This is a genomic window from Paenarthrobacter sp. 10N417, assembly GCF_056394745.1.
In genome coordinates, this window is sequence record NZ_JBFTIL010000028.1 from 21,451 (window position 1) to 40,402 (window position 18,952).

15 protein-coding genes are annotated in these 18,952 nt (G+C 62.0%); 10 read left to right on the forward strand and 5 right to left on the reverse strand.

Features of this window, described 5'->3' with window-relative positions; genetic code table 11:
- Positions 1-241 precede the first annotated feature (241 nt).
- From AC1DCM_RS24345 to AC1DCM_RS24375, 7 genes are all read left to right on the forward strand, one after another.
- Positions 242-1,432: an ROK family transcriptional regulator gene (locus tag AC1DCM_RS24345; protein WP_477520039.1), complete on the forward strand. Its 1,191-nt coding sequence runs from the start codon at positions 242-244 to the stop codon at positions 1,430-1,432.
- 129 nt (positions 1,433-1,561) lie between these two features.
- Positions 1,562-3,121 carry a multiple monosaccharide ABC transporter ATP-binding protein gene (gene mmsA, locus AC1DCM_RS24350; protein ID WP_477520040.1) on the forward strand — a complete coding sequence of 520 codons (1,560 nt, stop codon included), beginning with the start codon at positions 1,562-1,564 and terminating at the stop codon, positions 3,119-3,121.
- 45 nt (positions 3,122-3,166) lie between these two features.
- Positions 3,167-4,435, forward strand: coding sequence for a multiple monosaccharide ABC transporter permease (gene mmsB / locus AC1DCM_RS24355; RefSeq protein WP_477520041.1), 1,269 nt, complete (start codon positions 3,167-3,169; stop codon positions 4,433-4,435).
- Between the two features lie 52 nt (positions 4,436-4,487).
- Positions 4,488-5,585 (forward strand): substrate-binding domain-containing protein, encoded by a 1,098-nt coding sequence (locus tag AC1DCM_RS24360; protein WP_442002705.1) that lies wholly within the window; start codon positions 4,488-4,490, stop codon positions 5,583-5,585.
- Positions 5,586-5,979: 394 nt separating this feature from the next.
- Complete coding sequence (locus AC1DCM_RS24365) at positions 5,980-7,389, forward strand: MFS transporter (protein ID WP_477520042.1); 1,410 nt, start codon at positions 5,980-5,982, stop codon at positions 7,387-7,389.
- A 200-nt stretch (positions 7,390-7,589) separates the two neighbouring features.
- On the forward strand, positions 7,590-9,014 hold the full coding sequence (locus tag AC1DCM_RS24370; protein WP_477520043.1) for an ABC transporter permease: 1,425 nt from the start codon (positions 7,590-7,592) through the stop codon (positions 9,012-9,014).
- A 2-nt stretch (positions 9,015-9,016) separates the two neighbouring features.
- On the forward strand, positions 9,017-9,709 hold the full coding sequence (locus AC1DCM_RS24375; RefSeq protein WP_442002593.1) for an ABC transporter ATP-binding protein: 693 nt from the start codon (positions 9,017-9,019) through the stop codon (positions 9,707-9,709).
- Here the strand turns inward: AC1DCM_RS24375 and AC1DCM_RS24380 are convergent.
- Genes AC1DCM_RS24380 through AC1DCM_RS24390 form a run of 3 tightly spaced genes read right to left on the reverse strand, consistent with a single transcriptional unit; the run spans position 9,687 to position 12,714 of the window.
- Positions 9,687-10,868 (reverse strand): ABC transporter permease, encoded by a 1,182-nt coding sequence (locus AC1DCM_RS24380; protein ID WP_477520044.1) that lies wholly within the window; start codon positions 10,866-10,868, stop codon positions 9,687-9,689. The genes AC1DCM_RS24375 and AC1DCM_RS24380 overlap by 23 nt on opposite strands.
- Complete coding sequence (locus tag AC1DCM_RS24385) at positions 10,865-11,611, reverse strand: ABC transporter ATP-binding protein (RefSeq protein WP_477520045.1); 747 nt, start codon at positions 11,609-11,611, stop codon at positions 10,865-10,867. The genes AC1DCM_RS24380 and AC1DCM_RS24385 overlap by 4 nt, the downstream gene beginning before the upstream one ends.
- Before the next feature lie 5 nt (positions 11,612-11,616).
- A complete protein-coding gene (locus AC1DCM_RS24390) occupies positions 11,617-12,714 on the reverse strand; it encodes an efflux RND transporter periplasmic adaptor subunit (protein ID WP_477520046.1) in 1,098 nt (365 codons plus the stop codon).
- Between the two features lie 184 nt (positions 12,715-12,898).
- On the opposite strand from AC1DCM_RS24390, the gene AC1DCM_RS24395 reads away from it, so the two are divergent.
- Together AC1DCM_RS24395 and AC1DCM_RS24400 are read left to right on the forward strand one after the other, a co-directional pair.
- Positions 12,899-13,828 carry a hypothetical protein gene (locus AC1DCM_RS24395; protein ID WP_477520047.1) on the forward strand — a complete coding sequence of 310 codons (930 nt, stop codon included), beginning with the start codon at positions 12,899-12,901 and terminating at the stop codon, positions 13,826-13,828.
- Between the two features lie 28 nt (positions 13,829-13,856).
- Positions 13,857-14,927 (forward strand): Gfo/Idh/MocA family protein, encoded by a 1,071-nt coding sequence (locus tag AC1DCM_RS24400; RefSeq protein ID WP_477520048.1) that lies wholly within the window; start codon positions 13,857-13,859, stop codon positions 14,925-14,927.
- Between the two features lie 30 nt (positions 14,928-14,957).
- Here AC1DCM_RS24400 and AC1DCM_RS24405 read toward each other — a convergent pair whose 3' ends face one another.
- Positions 14,958-15,398, reverse strand: coding sequence for a DoxX family protein (locus tag AC1DCM_RS24405; RefSeq protein ID WP_477520049.1), 441 nt, complete (start codon positions 15,396-15,398; stop codon positions 14,958-14,960).
- Between the two features lie 54 nt (positions 15,399-15,452).
- Here AC1DCM_RS24405 and AC1DCM_RS24410 point away from each other — a divergent pair, with 54 nt between their 5' ends.
- Positions 15,453-16,592 (forward strand): FAD-dependent oxidoreductase, encoded by a 1,140-nt coding sequence (locus AC1DCM_RS24410; RefSeq protein WP_477520050.1) that lies wholly within the window; start codon positions 15,453-15,455, stop codon positions 16,590-16,592.
- Between the two features lie 71 nt (positions 16,593-16,663).
- On the opposite strand, the gene AC1DCM_RS24415 is transcribed toward AC1DCM_RS24410, so the two are convergent.
- Entirely contained in the window at positions 16,664-18,883 is a 2,220-nt protein-coding gene (locus AC1DCM_RS24415; RefSeq protein ID WP_477520051.1) for an NADP-dependent isocitrate dehydrogenase, read from the reverse strand.
- Positions 18,884-18,952 lie beyond the last annotated feature (69 nt).

An 18,952-nucleotide genomic window follows, 5' to 3' on the forward strand; every position in this document is an offset into this window, starting at 1 on the left:
TGCACCGGGTACCGGACCGCAGAGGGCCGGAAGTCTTCTTGTTTCCAGAGTAGGCCCGTGGTCTGACAAGTGGACCGGGGCATTTGGACCCGGAGGCGTGCGAACCGGGACGCATTGCACGCAAAGCAGGCCCCCGCACCGGGAGGATTGAGGGCAACTTGCGTTGGAGTATGTCGGGAAAGCTTGTCGCGTTGTGTTCACTTCTTGACTACAAGGTTGCTTTTGGGGCAATCTTCTTGTCATGTCCGCTATGCAGCGCTCAACGAAGAGCCAACCACGAAAACCCGGCTCGCAATCCGCGCTCCGGCACCTGAACCAGCAACGGATTATCGAGTGCTTGCTGAGCGGGCCGTCAACGCAAGCCGAGCTTTCCAGGCAGACCGGACTCTCCACCGCCACGGTGTCCAACATCGTGAAAATCATGCAGGACGCAGGCCTCGTTTCCACCGAGCCAACCACCAGTTCCGGACGCCGGGCAACCAACGTGAGGTTGAACAGCAACGGTGCGGTCGCCGTCGGGATTGATTTCGGCCGACGCCACCTGAGGGTGGTCCTGGCATCACTCGGTTACCACGTCATCGCCGAGGATTTCATTGAACTTCCCTTGGGCCATCATGCGGAGGAAGGCATCGCGGCCGCAGTCCGGTTACTGGGGCGATTGCTGGCAGAAAATGGCATCGATCCGAGCGCGGTGGTTGGCGCAGGCGCGGGTATTCCCGGGCCGATTGACCGCCGAACAGGGACCGTTGCCCAAGGCGCCATCCTGCCCGAATGGGTGGGAATAGACATCCTCCACAGGCTCGAAGAAGCCCTGAGTTGCCCCGTATTTGTTGACAACGACGCCAATCTCGGAGCCTTGTCGGAGGTGACGTGGGGACCCCACAGCGGCGTATCCAACCTGATGTTCCTGAAGATCGGATCCGGTATCGGTTCCGGCCTGATTCTCAACGGCGTGCCCTACTACGGGAATGTGGGTATCACGGGCGAAATCGGCCACGCGACCATCCATGAGCACGGGCTGGTGTGCCGATGTGGGAACCGCGGCTGCCTCGAAACCATCGCCTCCACCACCACCATGATTGAGTTGCTGGGCCGCGGCAAGGAGACATCACTAACGCCCCAGGACATCGTCCGGAATTGCCTCGCAGGTGACTCCGCAACCCAGCGCGTCGTGGATGACGCAGGCCTTGCCGTGGGGCGCGCACTGGGCAACGTCGCCAACTTGATCAACCCTGAAGTGATCGTCGTGGGTGGACCATTGGCGGGCCTCGGCAGCCTCCTCCTGGACCCCATTCGAAGGGGGCTCGTTCGTCACGCTGTGCCCGTTGTAGGCGAAACAACACACCTCGCAATGTCGTCCTTGGGAGCGCGTGCGGAAGCACTTGGAGCAGCTGCTTTAGTGTTCCAACACGCTGGAATTACTGGTAGGTAACGAAATCGTTAGCTGGATCTTGTGTTCAAGTCTTGACGACAAGATAGGTGATCCAGTTTACTTTTTCATCAGACAGCTCCGCCGTTTGGGGAGCGACAACGAAGTCATGCATTGGAGGCGTAAGGGCTAATGACAACAACCCCTGACACGCAAGACGAACCCATCCTCTTGGAGATGCGCTCGATCACGAAGGAATTCCCCGGCGTGAAGGCCTTGTCGAATGTGAGCCTGCGCGTAAAGGCCGGCGAGATCCACGCAATCTGCGGCGAAAACGGTGCTGGAAAATCCACCCTGATGAAGGTCCTTTCCGGCGTGTACCCGCACGGCAGCTACACCGGCGACATCGTGTACATGGCCGAGACGCAGCAATTCAAGGACATCCGCGCAAGCGAAGCCGCGGGCATCGTCATCATCCACCAGGAGCTGGCGTTGATCCCGGAACTGTCCATCATGGAAAACATCTTCCTGGGCAACGAGCCAACCAAATGGGGTGTCATCGACTGGGCAGAGGCCCGGAAGCGTTCCATTGAACTGCTGGCCAGGGTTGGACTCCGTGAAGACCCGGACACCCCCATCAAAGAAATTGGCGTCGGCAAGCAGCAGTTGGTGGAAATCGCCAAGGCACTGAACAAATCCGTCCGCCTGCTGATCCTGGACGAGCCCACGGCTGCCCTGAACGAATCCGACTCCCAGCACCTGCTGGACCTGATCCTGGGGCTGAAGGGCAAGGGCATCACCTCGATCATCATTTCCCACAAGCTCAACGAGATCGAACAGATTGCCGACGAGATCACCATCATTCGCGATGGCAAGTCGATCGAAACGTTGAACGTCAAGCGGGACGGCGTCGATGAGGACCGGATTATCAAAGGCATGGTGGGCCGGACGCTCGAGTCCCGTTTCCCGGACCATGAACCGAAAATCGGTGACGTCTTCTTCGAAGTCAAGGACTGGACCGTGGCTCACCCGCAGATCCAGGATCGCCTGATCTGCAAGGGCTCCAACTTCTACGTACGACGCGGTGAAATCGTGGGCTTCGCGGGACTGATGGGAGCCGGCCGCACGGAACTTGCCCGCTCGCTCTTCGGTCACTCCTATGGCCGCTACATCAAGGGACAGGTTTACAAGGACGGCAAGCCTGTCAACCTTCGCAGCGTCCGTGCGGCCATCGACGCCGGACTGGGCTACGTCACTGAAGACCGGAAATCCCTCGGCCTGAACCTGCTGGACGACATCAAGGCCACCACGGTTGCGGCAAACCTCCGCGCGATCAGCAAGTACACGGTGGTGGACGAGCGCAAGGAGTTCTCGGTTGCCGAGGAGTACCGAAAATCCCTGCGGACCAAGACCCCGTCGGTGGAGGAAGGCGTGGCCAAACTCTCCGGCGGAAACCAGCAGAAAGTCGTGCTGGCCAAATGGATGTTCACCGATCCGGATCTCCTGATTTTGGATGAACCCACCCGAGGGATCGACGTGGGCGCCAAGTACGAGATCTACGGCATCATCCAGAGGCTGGCGAACCAGGGCAAGGGAGTGATTGTCATTTCCTCGGAGCTCCCCGAACTCCTGGGCCTGTCCGACCGCATCTACACCATCTTCGAGGGCGCCATCACAGGTGTCCTGGACAAAAACGAAGCAAGCCAGGAAAGCCTCATGAAACTCATGACGTCCTCCCGCAAGGCCGCCTGACCTGTTGGCCCAGACTCACCCCTTCCTGACACAAGGACCAAAACAATGAACGCGCTCAAGAAGCTATTTGGTGGCAATACCCGCCAGTTCGGCATGATCTTCGCCCTGGTGGCACTTATCGTCTTCTTCCAGATCTTCACCGAGGGCCGGACGCTGACCCCGGGCAACGTGATCAACCTGTTCAACGGCAACTCCTACATCCTGATCCTGGCCATCGGCATGGTCCTGGTCATCATTGCCGGCCACATCGACCTCTCTGTGGGCTCGGTAGCCGCATTTGTGGGTGTCTCCGTGGCCCTCGCAATCCGCGACTGGGGTATTCCCTGGTACATGGGCGTGCTCTTCGGGCTTGTACTCGGTGCGATCATCGGGGCTTGGCAAGGATTCTGGACAGCGTATGTGGGCATCCCTGCCTTCATCGTGACGCTGGCAGGCATGCTCCTGTTCCGCGGTTTCAACCAGTTCGTGGGCAAATCCAACACCATCCCCGTCCCCAGCGACTTCCAGTACCTGGGTTCGGGCTACCTGCCTGAAATTGGCCCGACCACGGGCTTCAACAATCTCACCTTGTTGCTGGGCATCCTGGCTGCGGCATTCGTTGTCCTCATGTCCCTGCGGGCTCGCGCCACCAACAAGGCCCTGGGCGCAGATGTCCCCGAGCTCTGGGTTGAGGTCACCAAGCTGGTCCTGATCTGCGGTGCCATCCTCTACGCCACGTACCTGTTCGCTACCGGCCGCCCCGGAACGTCCTTCCCCATCCCCGGTTTGATCCTGGCCGTGCTGGTCCTGATCTACGGTTTCATCGCTGACAAGACCGTCCTGGGCCGCCACGTCTACGCCGTGGGTGGTAACCGGCACGCAGCAGAACTGTCCGGCGTTCAGTCCAAGAAGGTCAACTTCATGGTCATGCTCAACATGTCCGTCCTTGCAGGCCTCGCCGGCATGATCTTCGTTGGCCGCTCCACCGCATCCGGTCCCTTTGACGGTGTCGGTTGGGAACTGGACGCAATCGCAGCCGTGTTCATCGGTGGCGCCGCTGTTACCGGCGGCGTTGGTACCGTGATCGGCTCTATCGTCGGTGGCCTGGTGATGGCTGTGCTGAACAACGGCCTCCAACTCCTGGGCGTAGGCGCCGACCTCACGCAGATCATCAAGGGCCTGGTACTGCTGATCGCTGTTGCCTTCGACGTCTACAACAAGACCCAGGGCAAGCGCTCCATCACTGGCCTGCTGCTGAAGAATTTCCAGCGCAACAACGAACTCAAGCCGGACGAAACCACGTCCACCAAAGAGGTCATCTCCAAGGAAGCCTGACCGGTTTCCGCCTGACTCGCTCCACCCCACCACACAGAAAGTGAACCAAGATATGCGAATGTTTGGTAAAGCAGGAAAGGCAGCAGCAGTAGCTGCCATCGCGGCACTGGCGCTGACAGCCTGCGGCCGCTCTGACAGCGGCTCAAGCAGCAGCACTGCTGGCGGGGAAGCGTTCCCCAAGGACTCGCTGATCGGCGTCGCCCTTCCGCAGAAGACCAGTGAGAACTGGGTCCTCGCGGAGAAGCTGTTCAACGATGGCCTCAAGGGTGCCGGCTTCAAGGCCGACGTCCAGTTCGCCAACGGCGGCGTGTCCGAGCAGCAGAACCAGATCAGCGCCATGGTCACCAAGGGTGCCAAGGTCATCATCGTTGGCGCAATCGACGGCGCGCAGCTGGGTACGCAGCTCAAGCAGGCCAAGGACTCCGGCGCGACGGTCATTGCTTACGACCGTCTGCTCCTGAACACGGAGAACGTGGACTACTACGTGGCGTACGACAACTTCAAGGTCGGCGTGCTGCAGGGCCAGGCCCTGCTGGACGGATTGAAGGCCAAAAAGCCCTCCGGCCCGTACAACATCGAGCTCTTCGCCGGTTCACCGGATGATGCCAACGCCAAGGTGTTCTTCGACGGTGCCATGAGCGTGCTGAAGCCGAAGATCGACGACGGAACGCTCAAGGTCCTCTCCGGCCAGACTGCTTTCGAGCAGGCTGTTACCCAGGGCTGGAAGGCTGAAAACGCCCAGCGTCGTGCTGACACCCTGCTCACCGGCAGCTACGGAACCGCATCCCTGGATGGCGTTCTCTCCCCGAACGACACCCTGGCCCGTGCAGTGCTGACGTCCGTCAAGGCCGCCGGCAAGCCGCTCCCCGTGGTAACAGGCCAGGACTCCGAGGTTGAGTCCGTCAAGTCGATCATGGCTGGCGAGCAGTACTCCACCATCAACAAGGACACCCGCAAGCTGGTTGAGCACGCCATCACCATGGTGAAGGACCTGCAGGCCGGCAAGCAGCTGGAAATCAACGACAAGGATTCCTACAAGAACGGTGTCAAGACTGTTCCGGCTTACCTGCTCCCGCCGCAGATCGTGACGGCAGCCAACGTCAAGACGGCTTACGTGGACGATCCGGTACTCGGGCCGATCACCAAGTAACACCGCTTAGCACCAAGCAGTAGCAAGCAACAGCAAGCCCCGGTCCGCCAGCATTCAGCCGGCGGGCCGGGGCTTTCGCTTGCCCGAACCGTTTTCCGCGATGCTTCCGTGTCCGTCAATCCCGAAGTTTGCGGCGCGGCAACATACAACCAATTAACTTGTCAAGCTCTTGACCGGGGCGGATCGCACCCTTAGAGTTCTGATATATGAGTCATATGTCACATGTGGCCGACCCCGAAATCATCTCGCAAGTCCTGCGCGGCCATATCGGCTGGCATCAAGTCAGTCGGCATCGTCCACCGGTCGCTAAGGGCTTCGGCTGTCCGTGCATCCATGAAACGGCGCTCTGGTGCCGTCAACGGTTCGCGCTGAAGCCAGAAGGGAACAAATCTCAATGATCCATCCGACCAGGACGACGGACTCCGTCGACACCTCCACATCAAAAGAGACCAGCTCCAAGTTCAAACGCCGCTTTATGGTGCGGCTCGTCGCTGTCTTCATCGGTGGGATGTTCCTCGACGGTTACATCCTCGGAATTATCGGCCCCGTCACCGGACTCATGCGGTCAGAGCTCCAGCTCGACGCACTATCTCTGGGCATGATCGCCGCGGGCCCGCTGGTCGGTATCTTCGTCGGCTCCCCGCTGGCCGGTTGGGCTACTGACAAGTTCGGACGCAAGCCCATGTTCCTCGTGGACATGGGACTGTTCCTGGTCGCTTCAGCGGCCCAGTTCTTCGTAACCTCCGGAGACGGGGCCGTGATCCAGCTGGCCGTCATCCGGTTCCTCATGGGCGTCGCGATCGGCGGCGAGTACTCAATCGGTGGGCCATTGCTCTCAGAGTTCTCCCCTCCGAAGCTGCGCGGGCGATTGCTGGGGCTGACTCTGATCGCCTGGTACGTCGGTTTCATGATGGCATTCATCATCGGCACGCTCCTGCACGACGCCGGCACCCCCTGGCGCCTGGTCATTGGCACCAGCACGATACTCGCATTGGTGCTGTTCCTCGCCCGCATGGGCCTCCCTGAATCGCCGAGCTGGCTCATTACGAAGGGACGGCACAAGGAAGCACTCGCGATCGCACACAGATATGTCGAATCGCCCCAAATGCACGACAGCATCACCGGTGAGATCGATCTGAGGATGATCCAGGAGGCCCAAGCCGCGAAGAGCAGGACCAAAATCAAGGGCGCCTCCTTCGGAATGCTGTTCTCGAAGCAGAACTGGCGCGCCACCCTCTTCACCTCAGGGTTTTGGTTCTGCGCGGTCACTCCGTACTTCGCGATCGCGACCTTCGCCGACGACGTGCTCGACCAATTCGGCTTCGGCGGCTGGACCGGTGGAGTCGGCCTGTCCGCACTTGCGGCCGCAGGTGTTGTCATCACCGTACTTCTGATTGACAAGCTCGGCCGCCGAATCCTCACTGTGCCCGGGCAGTGGCTCTGCGCAGGCATCCTGCTGATCATCGGAGTCTGGGCGGACGCACCAGCGATCATCGTGCTCGTACTGTTTCTCGCCTTCTCCTTCTTCAATGCCGGCTACACCACGATGACCCAGGTCTATCCGGCCGAGGTATTCCCCGGCGACCTGCGCGGTATCGGCATGGGCTTTGCCGCGGCCTTCAGCCGCATCGGAGCCGCACTGGGCACCTTCGCCCTGCCATGGGCGATCAGCAACATCGGCCTGGGCCCAAGCATGGTCGTAGCCGCCGCCGTCGCATTGCTTGGCGCAGTCCTCTCGCAATGGCTCGCGCCTGAGACCAAGGGGCGCACCCTCGCCGAAATCTCAGCAAACTTCTCCCACTGACACCGGGACTGCACGGTGAACCCGTGCCGGGCTCAGGATTCTGAGCCCGGCACGGGTTTTTTGGCTCCTTGATGAGCCCGCCACTTTTCACAGCCCACGCATAGCTTCGGCAGGCTTTCCGCACAGCAGCGCTCAGCAGTGTTGGACCTGCAGCCCGCGCGCCAGCGGTCTGCGGAACTCAGCAGGTCCAAAGGAGAAACGTGAGCGTCCTTGCCCGAAGCGTAGGCAATGCCTTCCGCAACAAAATCAGAACGGCCGCGGTAGTCGCCGTGCTTGCCGTAGCGATCGGCCTGGCATTGGCCATGCTTGTGGCCAACCAGGCCGTGGGTGCCAAGGTCCAGGAGCTGAACGCTTCCGTGGGCACCACCCTGACGGTGAATCCGGCTGGCGGGCAGGGCTTCGAAGGTGGTGGCGAACCGCTCACCGCTGCTCAAGCTCAGACGGCCGCCGCCGTCAGTAACGTAACGTCCGTGGTCGGCACTAAGGCTCTGCGGTTGCAGACAGCGACCGCAGAAACAAGCACCACCCAGGCCGCTCAAGGTGGTTTCGGTCCCGGTGGGCAGCAACCTTCGGTCACCACCAACCTCACGGCAGCCATCGATGCCGGCACCCTCGGCAACCGCAACGGCTCCACGGGTAACACTGGGGGCACAGGCACCGCCCAACGAGTTCGCACCCTTCCCATTACGGCCACGGGTATCGGCGCCGAGGTTGACAGCGCTGGCAAGGCCCTGGACATCACCAGCGGCACCGGCCTGGGCGACTACACCTCGGCGGCGGCAAAGGCTCTGGTGGGAACGACGCTGGCGCAAAAGAACAACCTCACCGCCGGTTCCACCTTCACCATCCAGGACAAGACGTTCACCGTTGCAGGCATCTTCGACGCCGGAACCGCCTTCGGAAACAACGCCGTCTACGTCACCCTTCCGGAAGCCCAAACCCTGGCGGGAACTCCCGACGAACTCTCCACGATGATCGTCACGGTCAACAGCATGGAGAACGTCGACAGCACCAAGACGGCAGTCCAGTCCGCCTTGGGAACCGGGAAGGCCGACGTCACCCAAGGCCAGCGCAACCTCGAAACCGCGGTCAGCTCCTTGGACAGCGTCAAGAACATCTCCCTGGTCGCGTTCATTGCAGCACTGGCTACAGCCGGACTGATCATCCTCCTGATCATGGTGATGCTGGTCCGCGAGCGCCGCCGCGAAATTGGCGTGTTGAAGGCCATCGGTGCCCGGAACCGCACTATCGGCCTGCAGTTTGTCCTTGAATCGCTGGTCCTCGTGGCCTTGGGCAGCGTGGTGGGTGCGGCTATTGCGTCGCTCGCCAGCGGCGGTATCGCGTCAGCGCTGATCAGTTCAAACACCACCACGACGGCGGCCCCGACCACCCAGCGCGGAGCCGGCTTTGGCGGGGGTGGCTTTGCCGGCGGCGGCTTCGCCGGAGGGCAGGGCGGTCCATTTGGCGGTGCCTCCCAACTGCTCACGTCCGTCACGGCGAGCGCCTCCCCCGGCGTCATCGCTGCAGGCATCGCCGCGGTCTTCGCAGTGGCCATCATCGGCGCATTGGTCCCGGCCTTGCTGACCGCGCGCATCCGTCCCATCGAAGTACTCCGAGGAGAATAGCCGTGATTGAAGTTAAGGACCTGGTCCGTCAGTTCAAGTCCGGTGACAGGACCATCAAGCCTGTCAATGGTGTGAGTTTCCAGCTGGAGAAGGGATCTCTGGCGTCGATCGTGGGCAAGAGCGGAAGCGGCAAAAGCACGCTGTTGTCCCTCCTGGGTGCACTGGACAAACCAACCAGTGGCGACGTCGTCGTGGATGGCGTGAGCTTGGCGGGGCTGCCGGAGAGCAAGCTGACCGAGTACCGCCGCCGCGATATCGGCTTCGTGTTCCAACAGTTCAACCTGATCCCGAACCTCAGCGCCGTGGACAACGTCATGCTGCCTATGGAGTTCGCCGGTGTCCGCAAGGCTGCACGGCTGAAGCGGGCCAAGGAACTGCTGGAGCAGGTGCAGTTGGATCCGGAAAAGCAGTCCCGCCGGATCAATCGCCTGTCCGGTGGCGAGCAGCAGCGCGTCGCGATCGCGAGGGCGCTGGCCAACGAGCCCAAGCTGATCCTGGCCGATGAGCCCACGGGAAACCTGGATGAGCAGACCGGCGAGCACATCATCGAACTGCTGAGCTCACTGAGCCGCGACCACAACACCACCATCCTGGTAGTCACCCACGACCGCAGCCTGGCGCAGAAAGCGGACCGCTGCTTCCGTCTTCAGCAGGGCCGGCTCACCGAGGAGGTCAAAAGCGGATCGCATCGATGACCTTGACGCGCACCGCCACGAGCGCAGGAATGGCTCCGGCGAGTGCGCCCACAAGGACAGCCGCGCCAAAGCCCAGGAGCGCGGCATCGACGGGGAAGGACGGGTATTCGGTCAATCCCGGCGCTACCTTTGATTCGATCCAGGGATTCTTCACCACTGCTACCGCCAGCATGACGCCCACCAGGCCGGCGACCGCGGTGGCTACGACGGATTCCATCATGACGCCGAAGAAGATGCGGCCGGAGGTTGCGCCGAAGCTTCGCCGGATGCCGATTTCCCTTACCCTGTAGCGCACGGTGACCATGGAGATGTTGAGCATTCCCACTGCCCCGAGCAGGAGCACCAATCCGGCTACGCCGCCCACGATCCACTGGGCCGGTCCGAGCGGGTCACCGTAGGCGGCGAAGTCCATTCGGCTGGCTTGGGCGTAATACCCGGGAAATTGACCTTGGAGATCCGCGGAAATAGCAGCGGCCAGGGAATCGGCCTKGTCCTCGCCCACCCACATCTTGAACTCGGACATTTGGGATTCCATTCCGGTCATTGCGGCACCGGCGGTGAGGATGAAAGCGGCCGGAGGTTGCTGCGGATAGGCATCAGGCACGACGCCGATAATCACCGCAGTGGCAGGGTGATCCCCCGGGATGGTCACCGTTGGGCTGGTGGTCAGGTTGGGCATTCCCGCCTGGTTGTAGAAAGCTTCGGAGACGACGACGGCGGGTGCGAGCCGTTGGTTGTCGTCGGCGGCGAACCAGGTTCCCTGAGTTAGCGGAACGCGGTGGATGATGCCGTATCCAATGTCCACGATGGTCACGTCAACGTTGGTCACGCCACGCGGAAACTGGAAGCCCGCCTGGGTCCTGCCCACATGGGTGGACGTGGTGATGCCGAAGCGCTGTTGAATGCCTTCGTAGACCTTCTCCAGCTTCGCAGCGTCAGGCGAAGATGGGCCGTTCACGCTCAATGCCAGGGTGGCTACGCGGCCACCGTTGCGTTCGGACTGCACCTTGATCCCTTCTCGGACCAGGCTGCCGATTCCTGCCACCGAGGTCAACGCTGCCACGGAAAGGGCCACGCCGAGGAGGGCCAAGAGGATGCGCACTTTATTGATCCGGAGTTCCTGCCATGCTTCCACCATCGTGGACATGAAGCCGGTCATGCGCTGACTCCTGCTGTTTCGGCAACTGTCAGCGGCGTGAGCACTCCGGCGTCCAATCGATAGCAGGCGYGTGCCAGGGCGGCCACATTGGTATCGTGCGTGATGGTCACCAGTGCGGCCGCGGTTTCCGTGGCCACGGTGTCCAACAATGCCATGACAGCCTGTCCGGTTTCCACGTCCAAGGCGCCTGTTGGTTCATCCGCCAGAATTAGCCGTGGCCTGCGGACCAACGCCCGGGCGATCGCCACACGCTGCTGCTCCCCACCGGAAAGCATGTTCGGCATGGTGTTGGCCCGCGCTGCCAGGCCCACGCGGTCCAGCATGTCCATGGCCAGTTCACGCCGGCGCCAGAACTCGCGGCCTTTGGCGTAAAAGAGCGGCGTGATGACGTTGTCCAGGGCATTGCGGCCCGGCAACAGGTTGAATTGCTGGAACACGAAACCCACGGTTGATCCACGCAGGCGGGCACGGGCGTTGCTGCTCAGCCGCTCGGCAGGGTTGCCGAGGAATTCCAGCTCACCGGAGGTGGGGACATCCAGGAGGCCCAAGAGGTTGAGCAGCGTCGATTTTCCGCATCCTGAACGGCCAACAATGGCCGTGTGATCACCGCTCTGGACCTCAAGATCGATGCCGCGGAGAATGTGCAGTTGCTGCTCATCCGGCAGCGTCACGGAACGGGTGACTGACCGGAGACTGACAAGGGTTTCCTTGTTGCTTTCTACTGCCTCTGCTGTTCCCGTCATGCGCTTCAGCCTGCCGGTCCGTAGACGGCTTGTCCCGGCCCCATCATGGGACCTGGGACAGCTGGAGCCCCGGGCACGAACTCAAGCACTTGCTCGCCCTCGGCCAGCCCTGAAACCACTTCAACCAACGCACCATCATTCAGGCCCAGCTGGACCGTGCGCTGCTCGGGCGCTGCGCCGCTCCCGGCTGCGCCCGCTATCCAGACGATACCGTCCTTCACGCTGCCCTTCACCGAGGTCAAAGGAACCGTCACCACATCAGCGGCGACTCCAGCGCTGACGGTCATGGTCGCTCCAAGGCCTGCGAAGACCTCATGCCCAGCAGGGATTGCGCAACTAAGCGTTCCCGTGGGCGTGCCACCTTCCTGCGACTGGCCACCGCCTCCACCCGGGATTGCCACTGCCCCGCCGACGCCCATCCCAGCACCTCCGCCTGTGGACGACAAACCACCCGAGCCGCCTCCGCCGTCGTCGGAAGCGTTGTTCTTCAGTGTCACTTCGGTGCACTGGAACGGCGCCGGTCCACCCACCAAAGCGATCTCCGCCGGGCCCGGCTTGCCGAGCAGACGGTACTGCTGGGCGGCGGTTACTGAGCCGGCCACGGTGTAGGTGCCGGGGTCGATCTTCCCAACGCTTTCCCCGACGCTCACTTGTTGGTCGATCAGCGTGGTCAGGGACTGCAGCGTACCGCCGCTGGGGGCAAGGATGTCGAAGTAGTCATAGACGGGCTTCGGTGCCGAGGACATTCCATCCTTGGACGGCTGCGTGAATGTCACTGCGCGCTCGGCCTTGACCTGGAACAGGGCATCGCCCTTGGCCACTGTGGCGCCTTGTTCGACGAAAACCTTGATGACCTTGCCCGCGGACGTGCTCCGGACCGGATCGGCTGCATCGCTCTGGACGGTGCCCTTGATTTCCACAGTATTGGTGACCGTAGCTCGCGTGGCCGGGACCACCGGAATGTCCACTTGCGCCAAGGGCGCCGGCCCGGAATCAGAGGGCTTGAGGCCATCTACGAAAGCGATCTTGACCAAAGCCACCGCAATTATTGCGAAAACCACTAGCCAGGCAACCGGCAAAATGACGCGCCGAAAAATACCCATCCCTGCTCCATTTCGGTAACTCCCCACAGAACCTCTGCGAGGGATGATCACCTCAGCCTAGGCGAGGATCTTTGGTGCGCCTGCCATTCGTATGACTTGACACGTTCGGGAACTGAGTGCGAGTGCGGGTTGACGCGCTTCTGGACGCGGAGCATTCTGTGAGCAGGCGTAGGAGGTGGTGTGCGTGCCCCAACACCGTGAACCAGGCAGAGTCACTCCCTGGTACCGAAGCGGCAAGGCACTCGTCATTACGGCGGGAGCCTTGGCGGCGGCCCTCATCAGTATCTTCGCCCTGTGGGACCGGCTGTTCCCGCCCAACATCGAAGACGTGGCAAACATCGAGTCCGTCACCATCGTCAAGCAGACGTCTTTGGCTGCCTTTGCCCCGGCGGACCTCGGCAAGGACCTCAACCTGAGTCCTGCGGCCGCGGTTGGTCTGAACCTACCCGACTACAGCGCGAATTTGGCTGGCTCTTCGGGAACTACAAAGCCCACTCCGACCACAGCCCATCCAACCACCAGTCCGCCCACAACCCCGACGGTTACCCCGACTACTTCCACCACGCCCGCCACGACCACCGCCACCTCTACCGGTTCCGCCACGGTGGTGAACAAGAATATCCCCCGACCTCCGTCGCAGGCGTATCGCGCCGCTGTGAAGGAACAAAAAGTACTCGAGGGCTATGTCCCCGATGCCCTGATCATCCTCCCGGCCCTCCTTCCCCCAGTGACTGTCAACCAGAATGGCGAACTGCTTCCAGCCGACCAAGCGGCAGCGGAACTCGTGAAGGCAATGGAGGAAGTAATCATCATCGACAGCACCCAGGGTAAGGATCCCCGTGGTTGGACGATAGCCGTGAGGGTCGATCTGATGGGGCTGGCCCGCGTCCCCATGCTGCTGACGTGGTCCTTGGACGGCGTTGACGTCTCCGATAGTTGGAAGGCGGATAACCTCGCCTACAGAATCCAGGCGACAACAGAGCATGACGCCGGGGTTGCTGAAATCTGGGTGCCCGACCTCAAGAAAGCCGGCGCCTATGTGGTTAACGTGAAGCTCACCTTCGAATCCAACGGAACCATCGCAGACTTGGAGCAGCTGCAACTCCCCAGCTAGCTGGGCCGCGAATGAGAGGATGGCAGTCATGACCCTCCCTATCGCCAAACCGTGGCTGTCCAGCCAGACCAACCAGGATCCCCGGGCTGCCACCGGCCGCCGCTTGCGCTGGGGAGTGGTGTCCACCGGCAACATCGCCAACAGCGTTTCCCAGGACCTCTCCCTGCTGGAGGATGCAGAACTCTACGCGGTGAGCTCAAGGACCCAGGCTGCCGCGGACGCTTTTGCGCACACACTTGGTTTCGCCAAGGCCTACGGGAACGACGCCGGTGTCCTCGGCTACCAGCGGTTGTTCGACGATCCCGCCGTGGACGTGGTCTACGTGGCGACACCCCACGCCCAGCACTTCCAGATTGCGGCAGCCGCACTCCGGGCCGGCAAGCATGTCCTGTGCGAGAAGGCCCTCACCATCAACGCCCGCGAAGCCAGTGAGCTGGTGAAGTTGGCCCGCGAGCACAAGGTCTTCTTCATGGAGGCCGTCTGGAGCCGGTTCCTGCCCAGTATGCAGCGCGCCTTTTCCATCGCCGCATCAGGGGAAATCGGGCACACCCAGTGGGTCAGCGCGGACCTCGGATTCCCTGCACCCTACGATCCGTCCGCACGCATCTGGGCACTTAACGATGGCGGCGGCGCGCTTCTGGACATCACCGTCTACCCGCTGCTCTGGGCCCTGGGAACATTGGGCTTCCCACAGTCTGTTACCGCGATCGGCACCCTGAACGAGGACGGCGTTGACACCCAGAATGCGCTGACACTCGGTTACGCCAGCGGCGCCCAGGCGCAGCTGACGTCGTCCCTGACCGCCCATGGACCCAGGACTGCAACAGTGGCCGGCGGGCTCGGGTATCTGCAGACCGTTGGTTCCGTGAACAATCCACGCGAACTACTGATTCGTGTCGGTTGGGACGAGCCGCGGCACGAACGGTTCGATGTGGTGGGCATGGGCTACACCTACGAACTCCGCGAAGTGACCCGCTGCATCCAACAAGGCCTGACGGAGAGCCCCGTGATGCCGCTGGAGGACTCCGTCAACGTCATGCGCTTGTTCGACGGCGTGCGGTCACAGTTGGGCATCCGGTACCCGAACGACGCGCGGTGAGTGCCGCCGTCGGGAGTTAACCCGACTGTATTAACGCCGCTGGCCGACCGGCTGCCTGGCCAACTTCCGGTCCAGTGACCACGCGCCCGGACCCAGGAACACAAACGCCACAGAAATGGCAACGTAGACGATCAGAAGCTCCGCTGTGACCCCGGACTTGTCAGTGAGGAGCGGTTTGCCTGCTTCCGTCACGAACCAAATGCCCGCGAACATGATTGCAGCAAGGAAGCCCGCCACCCTGGTCAAAGCGCCGAGGACCAGGAGCAGTCCCAGCCCAATTTCACCTGCGATCACCAGCCAAGCAACGATCTCGGGCTTCTGCACGCCCATGGCAGCAACCGAGGCAGCGAAGGCGGCGTGCCCGGCCATGAACTTTTGGATGCCGTGCACCATGATCAGTGCGCCGAACACCACGCGCAGGATCGTGACGCCGCGGGCAGAGGACTTGGGAGACGGGTGAAGGAATTTCACCCGTCCCAATCTTCCATGCCTTCCCACCAAGTGCCAACCCAACTAGGGGGCACAATGGAACCTGATAGTGGGCCAACGGTGGATGGAGCGGGCATGGTGGACGTCGTCGTTGTTGGCGGAGGAGCAATGGGATCGGCCGCCGCTTGGCAGTTGGCCCGGAGCGGTAAGTCCGTGGTCCTGTTGGAGCAGTTCGAGGCCGGTCATCACATCGTGGCCTCTCACGGCGCTACCCGCAACTTCAACACCGCCTACGCCGAGGCCGACTACCTGGACCTCCTCGCCGAAGCCAAGACCCTCTGGGATGAGCTTGCTGCGGAAACCGGGGCGCCGCTGCTGGACTTGGTGGGGCTGGCGAACCACGGCAACGTCGAGCGACTCCGGACCATTCGCGCAGCCCACCAGGAACGCGGTATCGAGAGCTACTTCATCTCAGCAGACGAGGCCATGGACCGCTGGCAAGGCATGAACTTCGCCACCGATGTCCTCTTCGTTCCGGGGTCCGGACGCATCCGTTCGGCCAACGCGCTGGTGGCACTTCGAAAGGCTGCCGAGTCCCACGGCGCCATCTTCAAATACTCGACGCCGGTCCACGACATCCGCGTCGACGGCGCCGAAACGGTGGTCGTCGTGACGGACGAAACGGAGTACACAGCCAACCGCGTTGTAGTCGCCGCCGGCGCGTGGACGAACAAGGTCCTTGGCGAACACGCGAAGCTACCGCCGTTGGTTGTCACGCAGGAGCAGCCCGCCCACTTCACACCCGTGGACAACACACTCGTGTGGCCAAGCTTCAACCACAGCCCCGACGTGGACGATCCTGCCTACGAATACTGGTACAGCCCCGTCTACGGGATGCTCACACCTGGCGAAGGCGTCAAAGCCGGATGGCATGGCGTCGGCCCCGTCATGGACCCGGACGAGCGCACGTTCCAGCCCATACCGGAGCAGCTCGATGCCTTGGTGCGATACGCGCAGGAGTGGCTTCCCGGCGTCGACCCTTCAACCGCGGTTCCCATCAGCTGCACCTACACCACCACGCCGACGGAGGACTTCGTGCTGGATCGCTTTGGACCGTTGGTGGTGGGCGCAGGGTTCTCCGGGCACGGCTTCAAGTTCACGCCGGCTATTGGCCGGGTACTGAAAGACATCGTCGACGGCGGCGTGGCACCTCAGCGGTTCCTGGCCGACCGTTAAACAGCAACTGACCCGCAGTTGTGGTTGTTATGAGCTCTCATATCAACCACAACTGCGAGTCAGTTTGGGAACTAGCTAAGCGTCGCGACGATCTTGTTGAACGTAGCCGACGGACGCATGATTTCAGCGGCCTTGGCAGCGTCCGGACGGTAGTAGCCGCCCAGATCGACGCCGGGACCCTGGACTGCGTTCAGCTCGCCGACGATGACTTCCTCGTTTGAGGTCAGGGCGTCTGCGATGGCAGCGAAGTCCTTGGCAAGCTCTGCATCCTCGGTCTGCTTGGCCAGTTCCTGTGCCCAGTACATGGCCAGGTAGAAGTGGCTTCCGCGGTTGTCCAGCTCGCCAACGCTGCGGCGCGGGGACTTGTTTTCCAGCAGGAACGTACCCGTGGCGCGGTCCAGCGTGTCGGCAAGGACCTGGGCGCGGGCGTTGTCAGTGGTGGTGGCAAGGTGCTCGAAGCTGACGGCCAGGGCGAGGAATTCACCCAGGCTGTCCCAGCGAAGGTGGTTTTCCTTGACCAGCTGCTGGACGTGCTTGGGAGCGGATCCACCTGCGCCGGTCTCGAAGAGGCCACCACCGTTGATCAACGGAACGATGGAAAGCATTTTGGCGCTGRTGCCGAGCTCGAGGATCGGGAAGAGGTCCGTGAGGTAGTCGCGGAGGACGTTACCGGTGACGGAGATGGTGTCCTCGCCCTTACGGATGCGATCCAGGGTGAAGGCTGTGGCCTCCTCCGGGGACATGATCTCGATCTGCAGGCCCTCGGTGTCGTGTTCCTTGAGGTACTCGTTGACCTTGGCGATGAGGTTGGCGTCGTGCGCACGGCCCTTGTCCAGCCAGAAAACGGTCGGGGTCTGGGAAGCGCGGGCGCGGTTGACGGCAAGCTTGACCCAGTCGCGGATCGGGACATCCTTGGTCTGGCATGCGCGCCAGATGTCACCCGGGGATACCTGGTGCTCGGCGAGGACATTGCCCTTGCTGTCTACGAGCTGGAGCGTGCCGGCTGCCTGGACTTCGAAGGTTTTGTCGTGGCTGCCGTATTCCTCGGCTGCCTGCGCCATGAGGCCCACGTTGGGAACGGTGCCCATGGTGGTGGGATCGAACGCGCCGTTGGCACGGCAGTCGTCCAGGACAACCTGGTAGACACCGGCGTAGGAGCTGTCCGGGATGACGGCGAGGGTGTCAGCTTCCTTGCCGTCCGGGCCCCACATGTGGCCGGAGGAACGAATCATGGCCGGCATGGAGGCGTCGACGATGATGTCCGACGGAACGTGCAGGCTGGTGATGCCCTTGTCCGAGTCCACCATTGCCAGGGCCGGACCGTCTTCGAGGCCCTTGGTGATGGCTGCCTTAACGCCTTCGCGGACGTCTTCCGGCAGGTCTTCAAGGCCGCTGAGGATGGCAGCGAGGCCGTTGTTCGGGCTGATGCCTGCGGCTGCGAGCTGCTTGCCGTAGGTATCGAACAGCTCGGAGAAGTAAGCCTTGACCACGTGGCCGAAGATGATGGGGTCCGAGACCTTCATCATGGTGGCCTTCAGGTGTGCGGAGAAGAGGATGCCCTCTTCCTTGGCACGGGCAACCTGCGCCTTGAGGAACTCGTCCAGGGCGTCTGCGCGGAGGACGGTAGCGTCCACAACTTCGCCGGCCAGGACGGGGAAGTCCTTCTTGAGGACCTTGATCGTGCCGTCTTCGCGGACCAGCTGGATGCTGAGGGAATCGTCAGCCTTGAGCACAACGGATTTCTCATTGGAGCGGAAATCGTTCTGGCCCATGGTGGCAACGTTGGTCTTCGAATCGGCAGACCAGGCACCCATGGAGTGCGGGTTCTGACGGGCGTAGTTCTTCACCGACAGGGGTGCGCGGCGGTCAGAGTTGCCTTCACGCAGCACCGGGTTCACAGCGGAGCCCTTGATTTTGTCGTAGCGCGAGCGGATGTCCGTCTCGGTGTCCGAGGAAGGGTTGTCCGGGTAGTCCGGGAGGGCGAAGCCCTGGGACTGGAGCTCGGCGATGGCAGCCTTGAGCTGCGGCACGGAGGCGCTGATGTTGGGCAGCTTGATGATGTTGGCTTCCGGCTGCTTTGCCAGTTCGCCAAGTTCAGCCAGGGCGTTGCCCGTGCGCTGCTCTTCAGTGAGGAAATCGCCGAAAACGGCGATGATGCGGCCTGCCAGCGAAATATCGCGGGTCTCGACCTCCACACCTGCGGTCGAGGCATAAGCTTCCACAATCGGCAGGAATGAGTAGGTAGCCAGCATCGGCGCTTCGTCTGTGTGGGTATAGATAATCTTGGCCATTGGCGGGGTTCTCCCTGAAAGTCTGCAGATTTCAACATCTCTAAACTTACCCGAGCAGGCCGGATTGGC